Consider the following 18,783-nt stretch of genomic DNA (forward strand, 5'->3'; position numbering starts at 1 on the left):
AGATGTGTATAAGAGACAGCGCTCGATGGTCTCCGCGTCCGGGTCCCGATCGAAGCGGGCCGCATCGATCTCGAGGTCGTCCGCGAAGTCGTCTTTCGTGTAGTAGTCGTCGCTCATCGCCGTACCCGCGATTCGACACCGCGCGGGATCAACCTCGGGCAAGCGAATACCGGCTGTCGGTGCCGAACGGTCGGGTGGGTCCCGCTCGAGGCCGTGCGGTCGGGCCCCGATTACTCCGTGCGGGGCCGCGTGACGAGCGAGATCGTGAGAATGCCGTTGTTGTACCTCGCCTCGCGATCCTCGCCGAAGGCGAGGTCCGACGTGAGCGGTGTGACGGTTCGCTCGAGGACGTGGTCCCCTCGGTCGACGGTGAGTCGGAGGCGACGCGAGTCGGCTTCGATCGTCACGTCGTCGATCCCTGCGGGGGCGACGTCGACGACGGCCCGGAATCGGTCGGCCGCGCCCTCGTAGACGAACTGCGTCGGGAAGGGAAACGACGCCGCGTCAGGTGCCGAACTGGCGGACATGAGACGGCGTTCCGCCGACGGACGGAAGGGTCCCGGGGTGGACAGGTGGACGTTTGATATCCCCATCGCGCACGGGACGGACGCGGTGACGAGTGCAGTCCGCCCGACGCGATCACGACGGGAGAGCAAGCCGCCGTCTCCGCGGTCGTCTCGCGACACTCCTCAGAAGTAGCCGAGATCCGCCAGCCGCTCTTTGGTCCCGTCGCGCACCTCGACTTCGTCCGTGGTGCTCGCCTCGGCAAACGGGTCGAACCGGTCCTCGAGTCGCCGCCGCAACGTCCGGACCCGCTCGGGTTCCGCGTCGCTGAGATCGGTGTACTCGAGCGGATCGGTTCGCACGTGGTGGAGCCGCTCGGAGCCGTCGTCGCCGCGGACGTACTTGTACTCGCTCGTGCGGACCGCCCGCAGCCGGCGGTCGAACTTCCGAACGGATGCCGGCACCTCGCCGAACCGAGCTTCGAGACGTTCGATCGAGGGCTGGGGAGCGACGTACTCGGCGAAGACGGCGTCGCGGTCCCGGGCGTCGGACTCGGGGTGGAGCGACCGACTCGACCACTGCTCGCGGAGCTCGCGATCGTCGATCCCGGCCGTCTCGAGCAGCGTCGCCGGGAGGTCAAGCAGTTGGGCGAGGTCGGCCCGTCGCCCGCCGCCGGTGAAGGGGCCGCCGTGACAGACCAGCGGAACGGTCAGTAAGGTGTCGTAGAGGTTGTACTGGTGGCCGAAGAAGCCGTGTTCGCCGATATGCTCGCCGTGGTCGCCACAGACGACGAACAGGGTATCCGACCACTCGACCGCGTCCTCGAGGGCCGTTCGGAGCCGCCCGAGTTGGTGATCGACGTATGCGAGTTCGGCGCGGTAGAGCCCCCGGAGGAGGGCGAACTCGTGATCGGAGATGTCGTAGTCGTCACAGTCGTAGGCGCGGGGGTCTTGTCTGATCGCGGTCGCGTCCTCGTAGCTGGCTCCCACGGGGAGGAACCGTTCGGCGTACTCCCGCGGCGGGTCGTACTCGACGTGGGGTTCGATGAAGTTGCAGAACAGAAAGAACGGCCGGTCGTCGTCGCGGTCTCCGAGCCAGTCGGTGATCCAGTCGACCGCGCGGGCGGAGCCGTCATCGCCGGCTGGCTGGCACAGTTCGCTGTAGAGGATGTTGGCGGCGTTGACGACGGGGTTGCCGTCGAACAGACGCGCGCGGGTCGCGAGGAGTTTCTCCCGGAGGTCCTCGCCGCGGACGACCGCACCCATGTCGGCGTCGGACTGAATGTACTGCCAGCCCTTGCGGAGGTCCTCGAAGCCGCGATCGAAGCCGAACTCCTCGGTGATCCAGGTGTTGTTCGAGACGCCGATCGTCTCGAACCCCGCGTCGGCGAAGGCCTCGGGAACGGTTCGCAACTCGTCGTCGAGATAGGTGTGGCCGCCGTGCGTGCCGTGTTCGGAGGGATAGGTGCCGGTAAAAAACGACGCGTGAGAGGGAAGCGTCCAGGGCGCGGTCGCGAACGCGTTCTCGAACGCGGTTCCCTCCTCGGCGAGCCGCGCTAGGGTCGGCATCGGCTGTGTCCCAACCGAATCGTCGCTCGAGCCGGGCCGGTCGCCCGGAGCCGAGCGGAGCCCGACGGAATCGGTCGGGGACGTGGTTCGCTCGGCCGGCACCGACTGCATCCCGACGCTTTTCGCCCGCGCCGTATCGAGGACGACGAGAACCACGTTCCGCACAGTTCGACGTGACTCGCCGTCACGTCCGTTAGAGTCCGACATGGATACGTTATTCCACGGCAGGCAGGGAAGGTCACCAGCCCGGAGTATGCAGGGCGACGATGGCCGTTACCGGCTGATTTCCCGACGGATACGCCGAGCACTGGCCGATCCGGGATCGGGCCGCGACCCGCGATGGCCCGATCTCACGGGTCGAGCCGTCACCGCCGACCGCCCCTTCGTCCGGCTGGGTTCCACAAGCGGGCGCTGCTGGGCCCGGACGCGGACCCGGCGGGGTTCCGCGGAAGCACTCGAGAACGCGTTCAGCTACCGCTGCCACGCTCCGAGTAGAGCACGGGGAGCGTGACGAACGCGGCGACGGCGAGTCCGAGGACGCCGCTCCCGGCGAACGACGTGACGGGCCAGTAGTAGCTCGAGAGCGCGACCAGGGACACGATTCCGGCGGCGACGGCCGCGGCTCTCGCGGTGAGGGCACGGCTCCCTCGAATCGGGCCGCGACCCGCGTCTCCCGCTCGAGCGAGGGCGGCGAACTGCCAGCCGGCGAACGCGCCGACCGACGCGCCGACCAGGAGGACGGCGTCGGAGGCGGCACCGCTCGTGACGAACGCGACGGCGGCGAGGGCGACGGCCAGTCCGAACCCGAGCGTGCCCCGCCGGGCCGGATACCGATCCAGAAGCCGCCACACGAGGAGGAGGAAACCCAGTCCGATACCGACGCCGGCGACGACGTCGACGAGGTAATGTACCCCGAGACCGACCCGGGAGAAGCAGACCACAGTCACGATCCCGGCGGCTCCGATGTACCGATGGCGGCGGGTGCCGACGGAGCCGTACTCGGCCAGGCTCAGGTAGACGATCGTCGCCAGTAGGGCATGGCCGCTCGGAAACCCGTACCCGGTCGCCGTCGCAGTGGCCTCGTACAGCGGGTGGACCGCCTCCGGGAGCGCCTCGACTGCCACGAGCGTCCGCTCCGGCCGCGGCAGTGCGAAGACGTGTTTCAGCGCCGTGATGAGCGACAGGCCAGCGAGCAGTAATCCGAAGACGGCGGCGATCCGGTCTCGGTTGTCGGTCTCCAGCCAGTAGCTGGTTCCGACGAGCGCCCCGAGAAACCACACGTCGCCGAGTTGGGTCACTACCCCGAGTACGACGACGGCCCACTCGGGGACCACCTCGCGGAACGCGTCGAACCAGCCGATTCCTCGAGTCATACTTACGCTACGAACGAGGACGCATATAAGCGATTCCGCTCGGTCGGACGGCTAACCACACGCGTGTGCTCGTTCGCCTCCGCGAGGTCGGGGAGTCGGCGACGATCAGGAGCAGTGTCTCGACATCGTGCTGGGGTGTGTCGATCGGTGAGCGGTCGGAAGCGCAGGGCACCCGTCCCGGCTGGCCGACCACGAACGCCGTCGCAAGGAGCCGACGGCTCACGGCAGCCGCCGCCACAAGTAGCAGCAATTTACTCCGCTATCTCTGACGAGAGGGGGAACTATTAACTGTCGCGGTATCCGGAGTCGAACGTATGTCGACGTCGATCGAGCGGTGGCGGTTGCGTAACGGCATCAGGGCTCGCTGGGCAGCGCTCGAGCGCGACTGGCAGAGCGTCGTCGTCGGTGCCACGATCGTCGCACTCGTCAGTGGTCTCGGCCTGCCGATCCCCTGGTGACGAATGGGCGTCCGTCGGCTGCTTCCGGGGCTCGTCGCGCTCTGTCTCGGTGCCGTCCTGGCCCGGTGGGTCGCCCGTGTCGTCGGCGTCAACCACCTGCTCGTCGCCATCGCGTTGGGCGTCATCGTCTCGAACGTCGTCGGCCTCCCGGACGAGTGCGACCCCGGCGTCGCGACGCACAAACTGTGGCTCGGATCCGGGATCGTCCTCATGGGTGCGTCGATATCGACCGCGACGGTTCTCGCAGTCGGCGGTCCTGTCTTTCTCGTCGTGCTCGCTGTGACCGGGCTTACGCTCGTCGTCGTGGAACTCCTCGCGCGAAACGTCTTCGGCCTGACCGAACGGCTGGGGACGCTGCTCGCGGCCGGGGCGAGCATCTGTGGCGTCTCGGCGGTCGTTGCGGTCGCCGGTGCCGTTCGGGCAACGGAAGACCAGGTCGCCTACGCGGCGGCGACAGTCCTGCTGTTCGACGCGATTACGATCGTCGTCTACCCAATCGTCGGTGACCTGCTCGAGCTATCCGGCGCGGTCTTCGGAACGTGGGCCGGCGTCAGCATGTTCTCGACCGGGCCGGTCGTCGCGGTCGGCTTCGCCTACTCCGACGCCGCCGGTCAGTGGGCGACGATGACGAAACTCTCGCGAAACGCCCTGATCGGGGTCGTCGTCCTCGGGTACGCGAGCTACTACGCACGACGTGGCGACGACGGCACAGCCTCCGTCCGGACCCTCTGGGCGGAGTTTCCCAAGTTCGTGCTCGGCTTTCTCGCCCTCGCCGCGCTCTCCAGTCTCGGCGTCTTTTCGTCCGCCCAGCAGACCTCGATCGAACACGCGTACAACTGGTTGTTCCTGCTTGCGTTCGTCGGCCTCGGAACCGAAATCCGCCTCGCGGATATCAGGAGCACCGGACTACTGCCCGCGGTCGTCGTGTTGCTGGCGCTGCTCGTCGGGAGCCTCCTCTCGTTGACCGTCCTCTCCGTGCTGTTCTGAATTCGTCGTGAGGGGTGCCGATCCGGACTCGTCGCTCCCGATCCGTTCGGAGCCCGCGTCGGCGGTACCAGTAATACTTTCCCCTACACTGCGGGAACCGCCGCGTCGCCGCTCACTACGAGGATGCGCCCTCGAGCGCACGGAACTTACTTGACGATGAGCGCGCAACCAACCGCCATATGTCCAACGGAACGTTTGAGGGCTACGGCGGGCGACACGTGCCGGAACCGCTTCGGGAACCGCTCGAGCGACTCGCGACGGTCTACGACGACATCGCGGACACCGAGGCGTTCCAGTCCGACTTGCGGGAGCGACTCGCGGAGTTCGCCGGGCGGCCGACGCCGCTGTACTACGCCCGAAACCTGAGCGAGCGCTACGGGGCCGAGATCTACCTCAAGCGGGAAGACCTGCTCCACGGCGGGGCCCACAAGATCAACAACGCGCTCGGGCAGGCGCTGCTGGCCAAGCGGGCGGGTCGTGACCGCCTCATCGCCGAAACCGGGGCCGGCCAGCACGGCACCGCGACCGCGATGGTCGGTGCCCTGCTGGGCCTCGAGACGGAGATCTACATGGGGAAGAAAGACGTCGAGCGCCAGGCGATGAACGTCTTCCGGATGCGCCTGATGGGGGCCGAAGTCAACGAGGTCACCCGCGGTGACGAGGGGCTGGCCGATGCCGTCGACGCCGCGCTCGAGGACTTCGCCGAGAACGTCGCGGACACCCACTACCTGGTGGGCAGCGTCGTCGGCCCCGACCCGTTCCCGCGGATGGTGCGGGATTTCCAGAGCGTCATCGGCCGGGAAGCCCGCGAACAAATACAGGAGCGGACCGGCGACCTGCCCGACGCCGCGGTCGCTTGCGTCGGCGGCGGTTCGAACGCGATCGGGCTCTTCCACGCGTTTCGGGACGATCCCGTCGATTTCTACGGTGCTGAGGGCGGCGGCGACGGTGCGGACTCGAGCAAGCACGCGGCCCCGCTCGCGAAGGGGACCGACGACGTCATTCACGGCATGAAGACCCGCGTCATCGACGACGACGTCGAGGTCCACTCCGTCTCCGCGGGGCTCGACTACCCCGGCGTCGGCCCCGAACACGCCATGTTCCGGGCCGTCGGTCGCTGTGACTACACCGGCGTCACGGACGACGAAGCGCTCGCGGCGTTCCGGGAACTGAGCGAGACCGAGGGAATCATTCCCGCACTCGAGTCCAGCCACGGGATCGCTCGCGCGATCGAACTCGCGGAAGCCGGCGAGCACGATACCATTCTCGTCAACCTCTCGGGGCGCGGCGACAAGGACATGGAGACGGCGGCGGCGAAGTTCGAACTCTGAGCGCCGCCTCGAGACGCCACGGGACCACCGCTCGCGGAGCGCAGTCGGTCAGAGGTGCCCGCGGACGCGATGCCGCAGTTGCGTCGCCTCGTCGGCCTCGAGTGGGGCCCGGGGGAGCGAGAGGGACACGTCGTCGTCCGCAAAGCGGGGCACGAGGTGGACGTGCGCGTGATCGACGGTGCCGACGAGCGGCCCGCTGGTGTGAAAGACGCTGAACCCGCTCGGCTCGAGCGCCGCCTCCAGCGCATTCGAGACGGTTCGAACCGTCTCGAAGACGGCCGTCGCGGTCGATTCCTCTATCGTCAGGACGTCCGACTCGTGGGTCCGCGGAACGACGAGGCTGTGCCCCGTCGTGGCCGGATTCTCGTCCAAAAACGCGACGGTGTGTTCGGTTTCGGACAGCACGTATGCCGATCGGTCGCCCGCGACGATCCGACAGAACTCACAGTCGTCGTGCATACCCGAATACGATCATGAACGAACATATAGGTATCTCCGATCGACACTGACCGCGCACAACGACTCAAGCACTGACCGCCGCCTACAGCACGCCGTGCTCGTCGCGGAGCGTCCGGTACCGCTCGAGGTATCGGTCCGCCACCGCCGACCGGTCGTAGTCGGCGAACGCCTCGTCGTACGTGCGGTGCTCGAGATCGCCCGCGGCGAGGATGGCCTCCGCGAGCTCGGCCTCGCTGGTCGTTCGGAACCCCCGGTCCCGGCCTTCGACGAGTTCGTGCGCGCTGGAGTTAGCGTGGTACTCCACGATGCCGACACAGCCGGCGGCCAGCGCCCACAGCATCTCCGTCGGGAAGACGCAGTGGTCGGCTGTCTGCGCGAAGACGTGCGCCCCGCGGTAGGCCGCGATCCGATCCTCGAGATCGAGGTCGCCGACGAAGGTCACCCGGTCTTCGATCCGGAGGTCGGCCGCCAGTTGTTCGTACGCCGCTCGCTCGGGTCCGTCACCGACGACCGTCGCCTGCCACTCGCGATCGCGGAGTTCGGCCAGCCCCAGCAGCAGGCTCTCGAGGTTGGCACCCGCATCGAGTCGCCGGGCGTAGATCACGTCGACTCGCTCGCCCGGCTCGACGTCCCGAATCCGGTCGCAGTCGATCGGGTTCGGGATCGTCTCGATGCAGTCGCCGTCGGCCCCGAGCTCCCGGACCCACGTCCCGACGAGTTCCGACGGCGTGACGATCCGGTCGGGCCGCCCCGCCGCGAGCCGCGTCCACCGCGTGTCGTCGATGCCGCCGTCGCCGTACCACTCGAGGACGAGCGGTGCACGCGCCATCGTCGCGCCCCAGGTCGCGGCGATGACCTGGCTCGGCGGCTGGGGGCCGACGTGGATCACGTCCGGGCGCGCGGCCGCAAGGACGAACGGCAACCGCAGGAGGAACGCACTCCGGGCGTCCGTCCCGGTCGCGACCGCGTGGTATGTTATCCCGTCGTGTTCGTACGTGGACTCCTCGCCGGCCCAGAACCCGGCACAGTACCAGTGGATGTCGTGCCCGCGCTCCGCGAGGAGGTCACAGACGGTCCGAAACCGCTGGTTCGTCTCAGTATCGCGGTGATGAACCGTTTCGAACGAGACGAACGCGATTCGCATCTGCTCACAGCATCCCAGCGAAAGAATAAAAATCACCCTGTTTCCGTCGAAAGCGGGCCCGACAGTCACCGAGTCGCCGGTCGGTTCCGTCGCGTTCGTCGCGGGCGGAACCCATCCCGACCGAAACGACTACGCCCTCGAGTCCGTACGGCACTGGCATGAGCAGCTACGACATCGAGCGCTACCTCAACATTCGGAGCGCCTACGGCGCCTCGTTCGGTCCCGACGGCGAACGGCTCTCCTTCCTGCTGGACACGACCGGCACGCCACAGCTCTGGACGCTCGAGGAACCCCGCGGCTGGCCCGAACAGCGGACGTTCTACGACGAGCGGGTGACCTTCGCCTCGTGGTCGCCCGAGCGCTCGGAGCTGATCTTCGGGATGGACGAGGGCGGCAACGAGCGTGCACAACTGTTCCGGCTCGACGCCGAAACCGGCGCGATCGAGAACATGACGGCGATGCCAGAGGCCAAACACCGCTGGGGTGGCTGGAGCCACGACGGCGACCGGTTCGCGTTCACCTCGAACCGCCGGGACGAGGCCGTCTTCGACATCTACGTCCAGAACCGCGACGAGACCGGGAGCGATGCCGAACTCGTCTCCGAGGGCGACGGCTGGCTCTCGCTGTCGGGGTGGAGCCCCGACGACTCCCGGCTGCTGGTCTCACAGGCCTACTCCAACTTCGATCAGGACCTGTCCGTGCTCGACCTCGAGACGGGTGCCCGCGAGCATCTCACGCCCCACGACGGAGACGTTCGCTACCAAAGCGCAACCTGGGCCCCGGACGGCGAGGGGATCTATCTCGTCACCGACGAGGGCGAGGCGGATACGCTCTATCTCGCCTATCTCGCCCTCGAAACGGGCGATCTCGAGCCCGTCGTCGACGGCGAGTGGAACGTCGACGGCATCGCGCTGGACGACGATACCGGCCGGTTCGTCTACTCGGAAAACGTCGAGGGATACACCGAACTGACAGTCGGGGAGTTCGATGCGGCCGATCCGACCGCGTTCGAGACGTTCCCCGAACCCGACCTGCCGGGCGGCGTCTCCGGTGGCGTGAGTTTCGGCCCCGACGCCGAACGATTCGCGCTGTCGACGACCGGCGACACGGTGCACACGAACGTTTTCGTCGTCGACGTCGAAACCGGCGCGACCGAACGGTGGACCGACGCGCCGACGGCCGGCGTGCCCCCCGAATCGTTCGCCGAATCGAACCTGGTCCACGTCGAGAGCTTCGACGAGCTTTCCGTGCCCGGCTTCTTTACCCTCCCCGACGAGCACGAGCCCGGAAGCACGCCCGTGATCGTCGACATCCACGGCGGCCCCGAGAGCCAACGCCGACCCTCGTTCTCGAGCGTCAAGCAGTACTTCCTCGATCGGGGCTACGCCTACTTCGAGCCGAACGTTCGCGGCTCGTCGGGCTACGGGGCCGAGTACGCGAGTCTCGACGATGTCGAGAACCGGATGGATTCGGTTGCGGACATCCGAGCCTGCGTCGAGTGGCTCCAGGACCACCCCGCGATCGATCCGGACCGAATCGTCGCAAAAGGCGGCTCCTACGGCGGGTTCATGGTACTCGCCGCGCTGACCGAGTATCCGGACCTCTGGGCGGCCGGCATCGACATCGTCGGCATCGCCAACTTCGTCACGTTCCTCGAGAACACGGGCGACTGGCGGCGCGAACTCCGGGAAGCCGAGTACGGGTCGCTCGAGGAAGACCGCGAGTTCCTCGCGGACATCTCGCCGATCAATACCGTCGACCGGATCGCGGCACCGCTGTTCGTTCTCCACGGGGAAAACGACCCCCGCGTCCCGGTCGGCGAGGCCGAACAGATCGCCGAGCAGGCCGCCGCACAGGGCGTTCCCGTCCGGAAACTGATCTTCGAGGACGAGGGCCACGGCTTCTCGAAACTCGAGAACCGCATCGAGGCCTATTCGGCGGTCGCCGAGTTCCTCGACGAGCACGTCTGATCGGCCCGACCCGCCGTCGACCCAGGTTCAGTTGCCACCAATTCTCATGCTTTAATTTTAGCAGAATTTATATTTACCGCGACAAGCCCCTCACGTATGCCCGCTATCGAAACGACCGCCCTAACCAAACGATACGGTGAGAACGTCATCGCCGTCGACGACCTCGACCTGACCGTCGAAGAGGGAGAGGTGTTCGGGTTCCTCGGTCCCAACGGAGCCGGGAAGTCGACGACCATCAACCTGTTGCTCGATTTCGTCCGCCCGACCGAGGGGTCCGCGACGGTGCTCGGGTACGACGTCCAGCGAGAACCGAAAGCGATCCGCTCGCGTATCGGCGTCCTCCCCGAAGGCGCAACGTTGTACGACCGGCTGACCGGCCGCGAACACCTCGAATGGGTCATCGACAACAAAGGCAGCGACGACGATCCGGCCGCCCTCCTCGAACGGGTCGGCCTCGAGCCCGCGGCCGCGGCGCGATCGGCCGGCGGCTACTCGAAGGGGATGGCCCAGCGGCTCGGGTTCGCGATGGCGCTGGTCGGGGATCCCGATCTCCTGATCCTCGACGAACCATCCTCCGGACTCGACCCCAAGGGGATGCAGGAACTGCGCGAGATCATCACCGCCGAAGCCGACCGCGGCACGACCGTCTTCTTCTCGAGCCACATCCTCGGCGAGGTCGAAGCGGTCTGTGACCGCGTCGGGATCATGAACGACGGGCGACTCGTCGCGACCGGGACCCTCGACGCGCTGCGGGAGAACCTCGACCTCGCCGCTTCGATCTCGCTGACCGTCGAGCGCGTCCCCGACGCGCTCGTGGCCGACCTCGAGGCCCACGAGGGCGTCCATTCGGTGACCGTCGACGGCTCGACGATCACGGTCTCCTGTGCCAGGACGCCCGTAAAGTACGACGTCGTGACCCAGATCGGTGCGGCGACGACCGTCCTCGACATCGTCTCCGAGGACACCTCCCTCGAACGGCTGTTCAACACCTACACGAACGGCGAGCAGTCGGGCGAGGGTGACGCCGATGCCGATCTCGCCGCCATCGAGTCGGAGGTGTCGGCATGAGCATCCGCTCCGTGGCGAAGAAGGACTTCCTCGATGTCCGACGATCGAAGAGCGTCTGGATCGTCAGTGGACTGTACGCCCTGCTCGTGGTGTGTTTCTTCTACCTCGGACAGAGCGGACCGACGGAACCGAACGTTGTCTATCAGTTGTCGTACCTCACCAGCATCGGACGGGTGTTTATTCCGATCATCGCGCTCATGATGGTGTATCTCGCGATCGCCGGCGAACGGGAGTCGGGCAGTATCAGGTACCTGCTCTCGCTGCCGAACACGCGACGGGATATCGTCCTCGGGAAGTACCTCTCCCGCGGGGCCGTCGGTGCCAGTGTGATCCTCGTCGCGTTCGGCGTGGGCGCGGTGCTGGCGGTTCTCTGGTACCCGTCGCTCGAACCGACCGTCTTCGCCGGCGTCGCCGGCCTGACCGTGCTCCTCACGCTGGCGTACGTCTCGGTCGCGATCAGCATCTCCGCGGCGACGGGATCGCGATCGCGGGCGATGGCCGGCTCGATCGGATTCTACTTCATCAGTAACCTCATGATGCTCGTTCCGTCCTTTTCGATCGTCGCCGCGCTCAAGTACGTGCTGAACGGGCGGCTCGAATTGGGGCTTTCCGATTACCTGTTCGAGTTTCTCCGCATGCTCAGTCCGACGATCGCCTTCAAAAAAGCCTTCCCGCTCGTCGTGCCAAGCGAGGTTGAGGCGTTCATGGTGAACGCGGACCCCTCGGCTCCGGCCTACCTCGCGCCGGAAGTCGCCTTTGCCATCCTGATCGCCTGGCTCGTCATCCCGGCCGCGCTGGGTCTGTGGCAGTTCAACCGGGCTGATCTGGGCTAAGCGAGCCGTCGCCTTCCCGCCGGCTCTCTGACACTCCGCCCGGGTTTCAGATCACGCCCGTTTTCGTCGCGACCTCTCGTGCGGCCTCCTCGTTCATCCCGTCGCCCAGAATCGTGTAGCGGTCGCGGATCTCGTGGCACGTCGTCAGCGACTCGATCACCGTCGCCTCGTCGATCCCGAGTTCGTCGGCGGTCGTCGGCGCGTCGATACTCGCCAGCGCGTCGCGGATGTCGCGCCAGATGCCCCGGTCGCCGCCGTGGAGATAGGCGGTCATGATCGAGCCGACGCCGACCTGGTGGCCGTGCAGTGCCGCGCCGGGCGCTAAGCGATCGAGTTGGTGCGAGAAGAGGTGTTCGGCACCGCTGGCCGGTCGGGACGACCCGGCGATGCTCATCGCAACCCCCGAGGACATCAGCGCCTTGGTGACGACCCAGGCCGACTCCTCGAGCCCCGGTCGGATGAGGTCGGCGTTGTCAACCAGGATTTCGGCGGTCATCTCCGAGAGAGCGGCGGCGTACTCGGAGTACTCGACGTCTTTGAGCCGCTGGGCGAGCCGCCAGTCCATCACGGCGGTGTAGTTCGAAATGATGTCGGCACAGCCGGCGGTCGTCAGGTCCCACGGTGCGTCGGCGAGAATCCCGGTGTCGGCGACGACCGCCAGCGGCGGTTCCGCGGCGACGCTGTGGCGGGAGTCCCCGTCCGGAACGGAGCCGCGATTGCTGACGATGCCGTCGTGGCTCGCCGCGGTCGGAACGGAGCAAAAGCCCATCCCGAGGTGGTGGCTGGCCAGTTTCGCGATGTCGATGGCTTTCCCGCCGCCGATGCCGATCAGATAGGAGACCCCCTCGGCCTCGGCGACCTCGATCACCCGTTCGACGGCGTCGAAGGTCGCCTGCTCGATCGTGACGATCGCAGGGTCGATCCCGGCGGCGTCGAAGTCGGCCGCGATGGGATCGGCGGCGACCTCGCGAGGCGTCGGACTCGTGACGAACAGCGGCCGTCCCTGTAAGTGGAGATCGTCGACTACGTCGACGACCTCGCTGCGAACGTCGTGGCCGACGACGACGTTTCGCGGGAGACGGATCCACGTCGATTTGTCGAACATATCGGACCTGACACACCCCCGGGACATGTGCTTTTCCTCGTGGCCGCGCCGATCGACGCGAACCCGCCGCGATCGGTCCCGACGTGATCGACTCGAGGAGAGCCGATCCGTCCGCCACGGCGAATGCGATAGGCTATAAAATTTCCAACGATAGTGGTCGAATATGAGTGTGGCAGTCGCGTTCTGGTTCGGCCTGCTCGTCGTGGGCCACGCCGCGGGCCGACTGTACGGTTCGTACACGGTGCGACGCGGCGGTGACGATGATCGCCGATCACGCGGAACCTACCGATTGCTGTCCCTCATCGGCCTCACGGCCGTTGTCGGCCTCACACTGTCCGGTCTCGTCGACGCAACTGAGACGGCTCTCTCGTCGCTGCATCCGGCGCTGGCCGGTGGCCTGGCGGCTCCTCTCGCCTGGGTCCCGACGGGGATCGGAGCGATCATCGCAGTCCTCGTCACGTACCTCGGCGTCTTTCCGTACGCCCGCGAGCGGCGCGGCCTCGAGATTTCGGCTGCAACCGCGGTCGGTCGTCTCGCGAAATACCTCGTCGCAATCGCGGTGCTTTGTCTCGGTCTGATAGCCCCCGTGATCGTCCTCGTCGGGCTGTCGGATCCGAGTCCGGTCCTGATTCCACTCCTGTTCGCCGTGCTCCTCTTCTGGATCGCCGTCTGGACACAGTACAGCGTGCAACTCTCACAGGAGATCGTCGAGCCGACGGTCGACCAGCGACGACGGCTCGAGGCCGCCGCGGACCGGGCCGATACGACGATCCCTCTCGCGGGCGTCATTCCCGGCGAGGAGACCGAAACGGCCGGCCTCTACCTCGGAGGATCGTTCCGGAACCGGCGGGTGTACGCCACCGACTACACGTTCGACGCCCTCGACAACGACGAACTGACGGCACTGTGTGCACGAGTGACCGCGGCCGACGACCTCCGACTTCCCGAGCGTCGCGCACTCGTCGTGTCCCTCCTGCTCGGGCTGTTCCTGACCCTGACCATCTGGCGATCGATGACCGTCGCACTCCTCGCGCTCGCCATCGTCTGGCCGCTCCTGTCCTGGTACCTCCAGCGCTGTGCGTTCGCTGCCGACCGCCGCGCGGCCGACGAGGTCGGTGCCGACGACCTCGCGAGCGCGTACGAGGCTACCGAGGATCTGGCCGACGATCGCGGACGGCTCCACGAACGGCTCGCACCGAGACCGTCGACGGCGCGACGGCTCGAGCGACTCCGGCACTGACCCGAGTCAAAGCGTCTCGAGAATGCTCAACACGCGTTCCTCGGCCTCGCGATCCGGTCCGTTCCTGTCCCCGTCCCGGTCGCTTTCGAGGTGGTCGTCGACCGACCGGGCCATCGCCTCCTCGAGCGGCGTCGCCTCCCAACCCAGCGCGGCGAGTTTCGCCGTCGAGAGGACATGTGGATACGACCGATAAAGCGGGTAGTCCTCGAGGTCGATGTCACCGGCAGCGAGTTCGCGCGGCCCGGCGTGGACGACCTCGACCTCGGTAGCCAGCGTCTCGCCGATCAACTCGACCATCTCCTCGAGCGTGACCAGCCGCCGGTCGCCGACGTTGTAGGCCTCGCCGGCCGTGCCGCGCTCGGCGACGATCCGCAGCGCGCTGGCGACGTCTTCGACGTACACGCGGTGCCAGACGTTCGTCCCGTCGCCGGGGACCACGACCCGATCGAAGCGGTTCACGCGATCGATCCACCAGTCCAATCGCTCGGTGTAGTCGTGGGGGCCGTAGACGATCGGCGGTCGGACGGCCATGGCCCGAACGCCGTTGTCGGCCGCCGCGACGACCGCCCGATCGCCCTCGGCCTTCCGGTTCCCGTAGCTCTCGGCCGAGTCGTCGGTCGCCTGCTCGGCCGTACAGGGATGCAGGGGCGTCTCGCCCTCCCGCTTGGGGATCTCCTCGCGGCCGTAGGCCGCGCCGCTCGAGACGAAGACGTACGCCTCGCAGTCCTCGAAGAGCCGCGTCGCGGCGCGGACGTCCTTGGGGTGATAGGCCACACAGTCGAAGACGGCGTCGGGATCGACGGTCGTCGCCGCGGCCTCGAGCGCCGTGTCGTTCGTCCGATCGCCCTCGACGTGGTCGACCCGGTCGTCGTCCGCGAACGGGTTCTCGCGGGTCCCGCGGTTGAAGATCGTGACGTCGTACTCGTGGTCGAGAAGGTCAGCCACGAGATGGCGGCCGATGAAGCGAGTGCCGCCGATAACGAGTGCACTGTCCATACGGGACCGACGGGGCTGCCGGAGCAAAACCCTGGCGACAGGTTGTGACGAGCGCTGCCGCCGAACGGAACGGCCGGGGGAACTCGTCGACGACCGATCCGACTCGGCCCACTCGTTCAGGGGAGGGTTCTTTGATCCCCTCCGTCGTAGGGCGGCCCGGTATGTCAGCACAGCTCTGGACGGATCGCGCTCGGGAGCACCCACTCGAGTGCGACCACTGTCACTACCCGATCCCGGGCGATCCCGAGGAGAGCGACGACGGGCAGTACTGCTCGACCGCCTGCCGCGAGGCCGCCGCCGACGAGTCGACGCTGCCCGATCCCGAGGCGTACAAGCGGTTCGTAACCGGCGTCGAACCGCTCGACTCGCTCGTTCCGAACGGCGTTCCCGCCGACTCCTGTCTCCTCCTCTCGGGGGACGAGGGGACGCGCCGCGCCGAGTTGGGGGCCGAACTCGTCTGGCGCGCGCTCGAGCGGGGCGAACCCGCTGTCGTCGTCTCGTTTGCCAACCCGCCGACGGCGACGCTCGAGCGGTTTTACGGGAACGGCTGGAACGTCCTCCCGGCCCTGGAAGCCGACCGCCTGCGGGTTATCGACTGCTTCACGCACCGGCTCGACGACCGGGACGAGTTCCGCGAGCACCGGACCGACTGGGCGACGTTCGTCGGCGAGGCGGCCGGCGACGCGATCGTGCCGGTTCGCGATCCGAGCAACCGTCGCGAAGTGGCGAACACCCTCCATCGCGCGCTCGACGACCTCGAGATGACCGAGACAGGACTGGTCACGATCGACTCGCTGGACGAACTCGAGTCGTTACTGCAAGAGCAGTTGGTTCACGACTTCATCAAAGACGTTCGAGCGACGGTCTGTAAGGCGCGGTTCGTCCCGGTCGTCGCCGCCGCGACGACGGCGGGGCAAAACGGCTATCCCGAGGAAGAGTACGTCTTCGACGGGATCGTCGATCTCCGGCTGACGGATCACCTCGTGGCCGATACACGGCTCAAACAGCTCGCCGTTCGCAAACTGATCGGCGGCGAGGTGCTCCCGCAGTGGGTAACCTACGAACACGAACCCGCCCGCGGGCTGTTCGCGTTCGGTCCGAACACTGACCCACAACAGGTCTACGACCTCGGCAACGTCTCGCCACGAGCGGACGGCCCCCGATAATCTCGGCGGCGGTACTCGAGCGGCGGCCGACTCGACACGCGACGCGGTGCCGGAATCGCGTCCAGTCGCCCGCCCACAGGTCCCGTCACCTAATGACAGTCACTGACGCCCGCTATCGGCGTGCACGCGAACTCACGCTCGGGTTTTATCCGCCCGTTCGGGATAGGTCCGCCCGCAGCACGACGACCACCAGCGGCCAGCGCGTCGACCGCGCCGCATCGGGAATCGACGACCGACCGGAGTCGACGATCCACACAGCCACATCATGAACGACCGATACGACAGCGACCGACGGACGGACGAACGGAGCGAGCGATCGAACGAGACCGAGACCCGACCCCGCTATCGGGGGCGAGAACACGGCAGCGAGACCGACCGGCGTCGACAGGGCGGCGACCGCGGCTGGCTTCACGGGTTGTTCAATCGCAGCGAAGCCCGACAGGAGGAGCGGCAAGGCGAACAGCGCGGCCAGCGGGGTGAGAGAGGGAAACAGCGCGGCCTCGCGGACACAGACCGACGGCAGGAACACCGAGGCGGTCGGCAGCAGGGCGGCGTGCAGCGAGGCGAACGCGGTGAGGGGCGACCGCAACGCGGTCAGCAGGGGATGCACCGCGGTGAGGACCGCCAGGAGCACGGACGACAGCCCGGAACGCGAGGCCAGCGAGGGACACGATCGCAAGGGGGCAGCGAGCACCACGGCAGTCAGTATCAGCAGGGACAGCCCGAGCCCGGTCGCCACCAGCGGAGCGAAGGCCAGCAGACCGGTTCCCAACGGGAGCAGGAAAGCGGACGGCGCGGCCAGCGACCCGGCAGCGAGTATCAGGAGCGACAACAGTTCAGCCGCCAGGAAGACCGGCGAGAGACCCAGGGCTCCTCGAGCGGCTCCAGGAACCGAGCGCAGCAGTCCGGCGGCGGCCTCGCGTACCGCCAGCAGGGTCGCCGCTCCGAACAGGGTGACTGGACCGACCCCCGCGAGTCGGAGCGGGGCTCGAGCGATGCCCGAAACCCACAGGGACAGGACGAGGACATGACCNGTACCGCCAGCAGGGTCGCCGCTCCGAACAGGGTGACTGGACCGACCCCCGCGAGTCGGAGCGGGGCTCGAGCGATGCCCGAAACCCACAGGGACAGGACGAGGACATGACCACCCGCCGCCACGTCCACGAGCGCGATCCGACGGCCGACGAGGAGCCTCGAGGCGAGGACCGGTCGCGGTAACGGCCTCGAGCGCCGGCCTCCGCGAACCGCGCATCGAAACCGCCCCGTTTTTGCCGCGTCTCCCCGGATCGTCGCGTATGAGCGGCACGTACGTCCTCGTGATCGACGTCTCGCGATCGACGACGATCGAAGTCGGCGCACTGGGGGATCGCGAGTTCGCCACCGGCACGTACGCCTACATCGGCAGCGCGTTCGGCCCCGGCGGCTTCAGTCGCGTCGACCGCCACCGCGAACTCGCCGCCGGCGACCGCGAGACGCGCCACTGGCACGTCGACTACCTGCTCGGGCACCCCGCGACGCGCCTCGAGCGCGCGATCACGTTCCCGGACGCCGATCGGGAGTGTGAACTGGCGGACTCGCTCCCCGGCGAGTTCGTCTCCGGGTTCGGGGCATCCGATTGCGACTGTCCGGCACACTTGCTCGCTACGCCGGGCGGCGACGCCGTGCTCGAAGCGGCCCTCGACGAGGGTGGACGACTCGAGCGCGAGTAGCTCGGCTGCGGTCACCCTCGATCACAGCTGCGCCGACGGCAGTCACCGCGAATTATTACCCGGTCCTCCAAAGTGAACCCCATGTCCGACGACGACACCGAGGAGACGGTCGAACCGGAACTCGACGACGACGCCATGCGCCGCTTCCCCGTACCCGACCTCGGGGAGTTGCCCGCGGATCTCCGGGACCGAATCGAAGACGAAACCGAGCGTTCGGGGTTTACGCCGAATATCTTCTCGGCGATGGCGTACAAACCCTCGCACTTCCGTGCGTTCTTCCAGTACCACGATGCGCTCGTCGACGACACCGCGCTGGCACGCGCGGAAGTCGAGATGATCATCGTCGCGGTTTCGGGGGTCAACCACTGTTATTACTGTAACGTCGCTCACGGCGCGCTCGCCCGAATCTACGCCGACGCGCCGAAACTGGCCGATCAACTCGTCGCGAACTACCGGACTGCGGATATCAACGACGCTCACCGCACGATGCTCGATGTCGCGGTGAAGCTGACCGAGTGTCCGACCGAGATCGAGGAGGCCGACCTCGAGGCGCTACGCGAGGCCGGGTTCAGCGAGGAGGCGATCTGGGACATCGCCGCGGTGACGGCCTTTTTCAACCTGAGCAATCGGATGGCCATGTTCGCCGACATGCGGCCCAACGACGAGTTCCATACGATGGGGCGATAACAGCCGTCAGCGCGTGCTCCACGTCGCGTGGGACGACGCGGCCCGAGGTGTTGGGACGGCCCGAACGTCGACGGCGTTCTCCAATGGATTAGATAGGGCTAAAGATTAAGTTAGAGGACAGCAAAGACGTAGGTGTCAATGGAGGTGAGCGAATCACGAAGGGAAAACTGAACCAATAACTGGAC

Annotated in this window: 18 protein-coding genes (1 of these 18 cut by a window edge); 10 read left to right on the forward strand and 8 right to left on the reverse strand. The window is 67.2% G+C overall.

The features are described 5' to 3' along the window. The 4 genes from C486_RS08290 to C486_RS08305 all read right to left on the reverse strand — a co-directional run. Positions 1–117: the beginning of an LUD domain-containing protein gene (locus C486_RS08290; RefSeq protein WP_008455074.1), read on the reverse strand. The gene continues 492 nt to the left of window position 1, outside the view; 117 of the gene's 609 nt are visible here — the first part of the coding sequence; its start codon is at positions 115–117; its stop codon lies off the left edge, out of view. A 113-nt stretch (positions 118–230) separates the two neighbouring features. After that, a complete protein-coding gene (locus C486_RS08295) occupies positions 231–527 on the reverse strand; it encodes a hypothetical protein (protein ID WP_008455077.1) in 297 nt (98 codons plus the stop codon). Between the two features lie 162 nt (positions 528–689). Next, complete coding sequence (locus C486_RS08300; protein WP_049910305.1) at positions 690–2,279, reverse strand: sulfatase; 1,590 nt, start codon at positions 2,277–2,279, stop codon at positions 690–692. A 260-nt stretch (positions 2,280–2,539) separates the two neighbouring features. Beyond that, positions 2,540–3,445: a phosphatase PAP2 family protein gene (locus tag C486_RS08305; protein WP_008455082.1), complete on the reverse strand. Its 906-nt coding sequence runs from the start codon at positions 3,443–3,445 to the stop codon at positions 2,540–2,542. Between the two features lie 314 nt (positions 3,446–3,759). Between C486_RS08305 and C486_RS21660 the strand changes: the two genes are divergently transcribed. The 3 genes from C486_RS21660 to trpB all read left to right on the forward strand — a co-directional run bounded on the left by C486_RS21660 (position 3,760) and on the right by trpB (position 6,221). Next, positions 3,760–3,903 (forward strand): hypothetical protein, encoded by a 144-nt coding sequence (locus C486_RS21660; RefSeq protein WP_008455084.1) that lies wholly within the window; start codon positions 3,760–3,762, stop codon positions 3,901–3,903. A gap of 3 nt (positions 3,904–3,906) precedes the next feature. After that, a complete protein-coding gene (locus tag C486_RS08310) occupies positions 3,907–4,890 on the forward strand; it encodes a YeiH family protein (protein ID WP_008455086.1) in 984 nt (327 codons plus the stop codon). Positions 4,891–5,069: 179 nt separating this feature from the next. Then, positions 5,070–6,221: a tryptophan synthase subunit beta gene (gene trpB / locus C486_RS08315; RefSeq protein WP_008455088.1), complete on the forward strand. Its 1,152-nt coding sequence runs from the start codon at positions 5,070–5,072 to the stop codon at positions 6,219–6,221. A 48-nt stretch (positions 6,222–6,269) separates the two neighbouring features. On the opposite strand, the gene C486_RS08320 is transcribed toward trpB, so the two are convergent. Further along, positions 6,270–6,680 carry an HIT family protein gene (locus C486_RS08320; RefSeq protein ID WP_008455090.1) on the reverse strand — a complete coding sequence of 137 codons (411 nt, stop codon included), beginning with the start codon at positions 6,678–6,680 and terminating at the stop codon, positions 6,270–6,272. An 82-nt stretch (positions 6,681–6,762) separates the two neighbouring features. Then, complete coding sequence (locus C486_RS08325) at positions 6,763–7,824, reverse strand: glycosyltransferase (RefSeq protein WP_008455092.1); 1,062 nt, start codon at positions 7,822–7,824, stop codon at positions 6,763–6,765. A gap of 158 nt (positions 7,825–7,982) precedes the next feature. Between C486_RS08325 and C486_RS08330 the strand changes: the two genes are divergently transcribed. The 3 genes from C486_RS08330 (at position 7,983) to C486_RS08340 (ending at position 11,695) form a co-directional block, all read left to right on the forward strand. Continuing rightward, positions 7,983–9,794 carry a S9 family peptidase gene (locus tag C486_RS08330; protein ID WP_008455094.1) on the forward strand — a complete coding sequence of 604 codons (1,812 nt, stop codon included), beginning with the start codon at positions 7,983–7,985 and terminating at the stop codon, positions 9,792–9,794. A 96-nt stretch (positions 9,795–9,890) separates the two neighbouring features. Next, the gene (locus C486_RS08335) at positions 9,891–10,862 is read left to right on the forward strand and encodes an ABC transporter ATP-binding protein (protein ID WP_008455096.1); all 972 of its coding nucleotides are present in this window, start codon (positions 9,891–9,893) and stop codon (positions 10,860–10,862) included. Continuing rightward, positions 10,859–11,695 carry an ABC transporter permease gene (locus C486_RS08340; protein ID WP_008455098.1) on the forward strand — a complete coding sequence of 279 codons (837 nt, stop codon included), beginning with the start codon at positions 10,859–10,861 and terminating at the stop codon, positions 11,693–11,695. Before C486_RS08335 ends, C486_RS08340 begins: the two co-directional genes overlap by 4 nt. 46 nt (positions 11,696–11,741) lie before the next feature. On the opposite strand, the gene C486_RS08345 is transcribed toward C486_RS08340, so the two are convergent. Then, a complete protein-coding gene (locus tag C486_RS08345) occupies positions 11,742–12,800 on the reverse strand; it encodes an NAD(P)-dependent glycerol-1-phosphate dehydrogenase (protein ID WP_008455100.1) in 1,059 nt (352 codons plus the stop codon). Positions 12,801–12,963: 163 nt separating this feature from the next. Between C486_RS08345 and C486_RS08350 the strand changes: the two genes are divergently transcribed. After that, positions 12,964–14,040 carry an HtpX protease-like protein gene (locus tag C486_RS08350; protein WP_008455102.1) on the forward strand — a complete coding sequence of 359 codons (1,077 nt, stop codon included), beginning with the start codon at positions 12,964–12,966 and terminating at the stop codon, positions 14,038–14,040. 6 nt (positions 14,041–14,046) lie between these two features. On the opposite strand, the gene C486_RS08355 is transcribed toward C486_RS08350, so the two are convergent. Next, complete coding sequence (locus C486_RS08355; protein WP_008455104.1) at positions 14,047–15,036, reverse strand: NAD-dependent epimerase/dehydratase family protein; 990 nt, start codon at positions 15,034–15,036, stop codon at positions 14,047–14,049. A 161-nt stretch (positions 15,037–15,197) separates the two neighbouring features. Here C486_RS08355 and C486_RS08360 point away from each other — a divergent pair, with 161 nt between their 5' ends. The 3 genes from C486_RS08360 (at position 15,198) to C486_RS08380 (ending at position 18,598) form a co-directional block, all read left to right on the forward strand. Then, complete coding sequence (locus C486_RS08360; protein ID WP_008455106.1) at positions 15,198–16,202, forward strand: RAD55 family ATPase; 1,005 nt, start codon at positions 15,198–15,200, stop codon at positions 16,200–16,202. A gap of 1,295 nt (positions 16,203–17,497) precedes the next feature. Continuing rightward, on the forward strand, positions 17,498–17,911 hold the full coding sequence (locus C486_RS08375) for a GIY-YIG nuclease family protein (protein ID WP_008455115.1): 414 nt from the start codon (positions 17,498–17,500) through the stop codon (positions 17,909–17,911). 81 nt (positions 17,912–17,992) lie between these two features. After that, the gene (locus C486_RS08380; protein WP_008455116.1) at positions 17,993–18,598 is read left to right on the forward strand and encodes a peroxidase-related enzyme; all 606 of its coding nucleotides are present in this window, start codon (positions 17,993–17,995) and stop codon (positions 18,596–18,598) included. Positions 18,599–18,783 lie beyond the last annotated feature (185 nt).

Origin of the sequence: Natrinema gari JCM 14663, from assembly GCF_000337175.1 — an archaeon.
GTDB classification, from domain to species: domain Archaea; phylum Halobacteriota; class Halobacteria; order Halobacteriales; family Natrialbaceae; genus Natrinema; species Natrinema gari.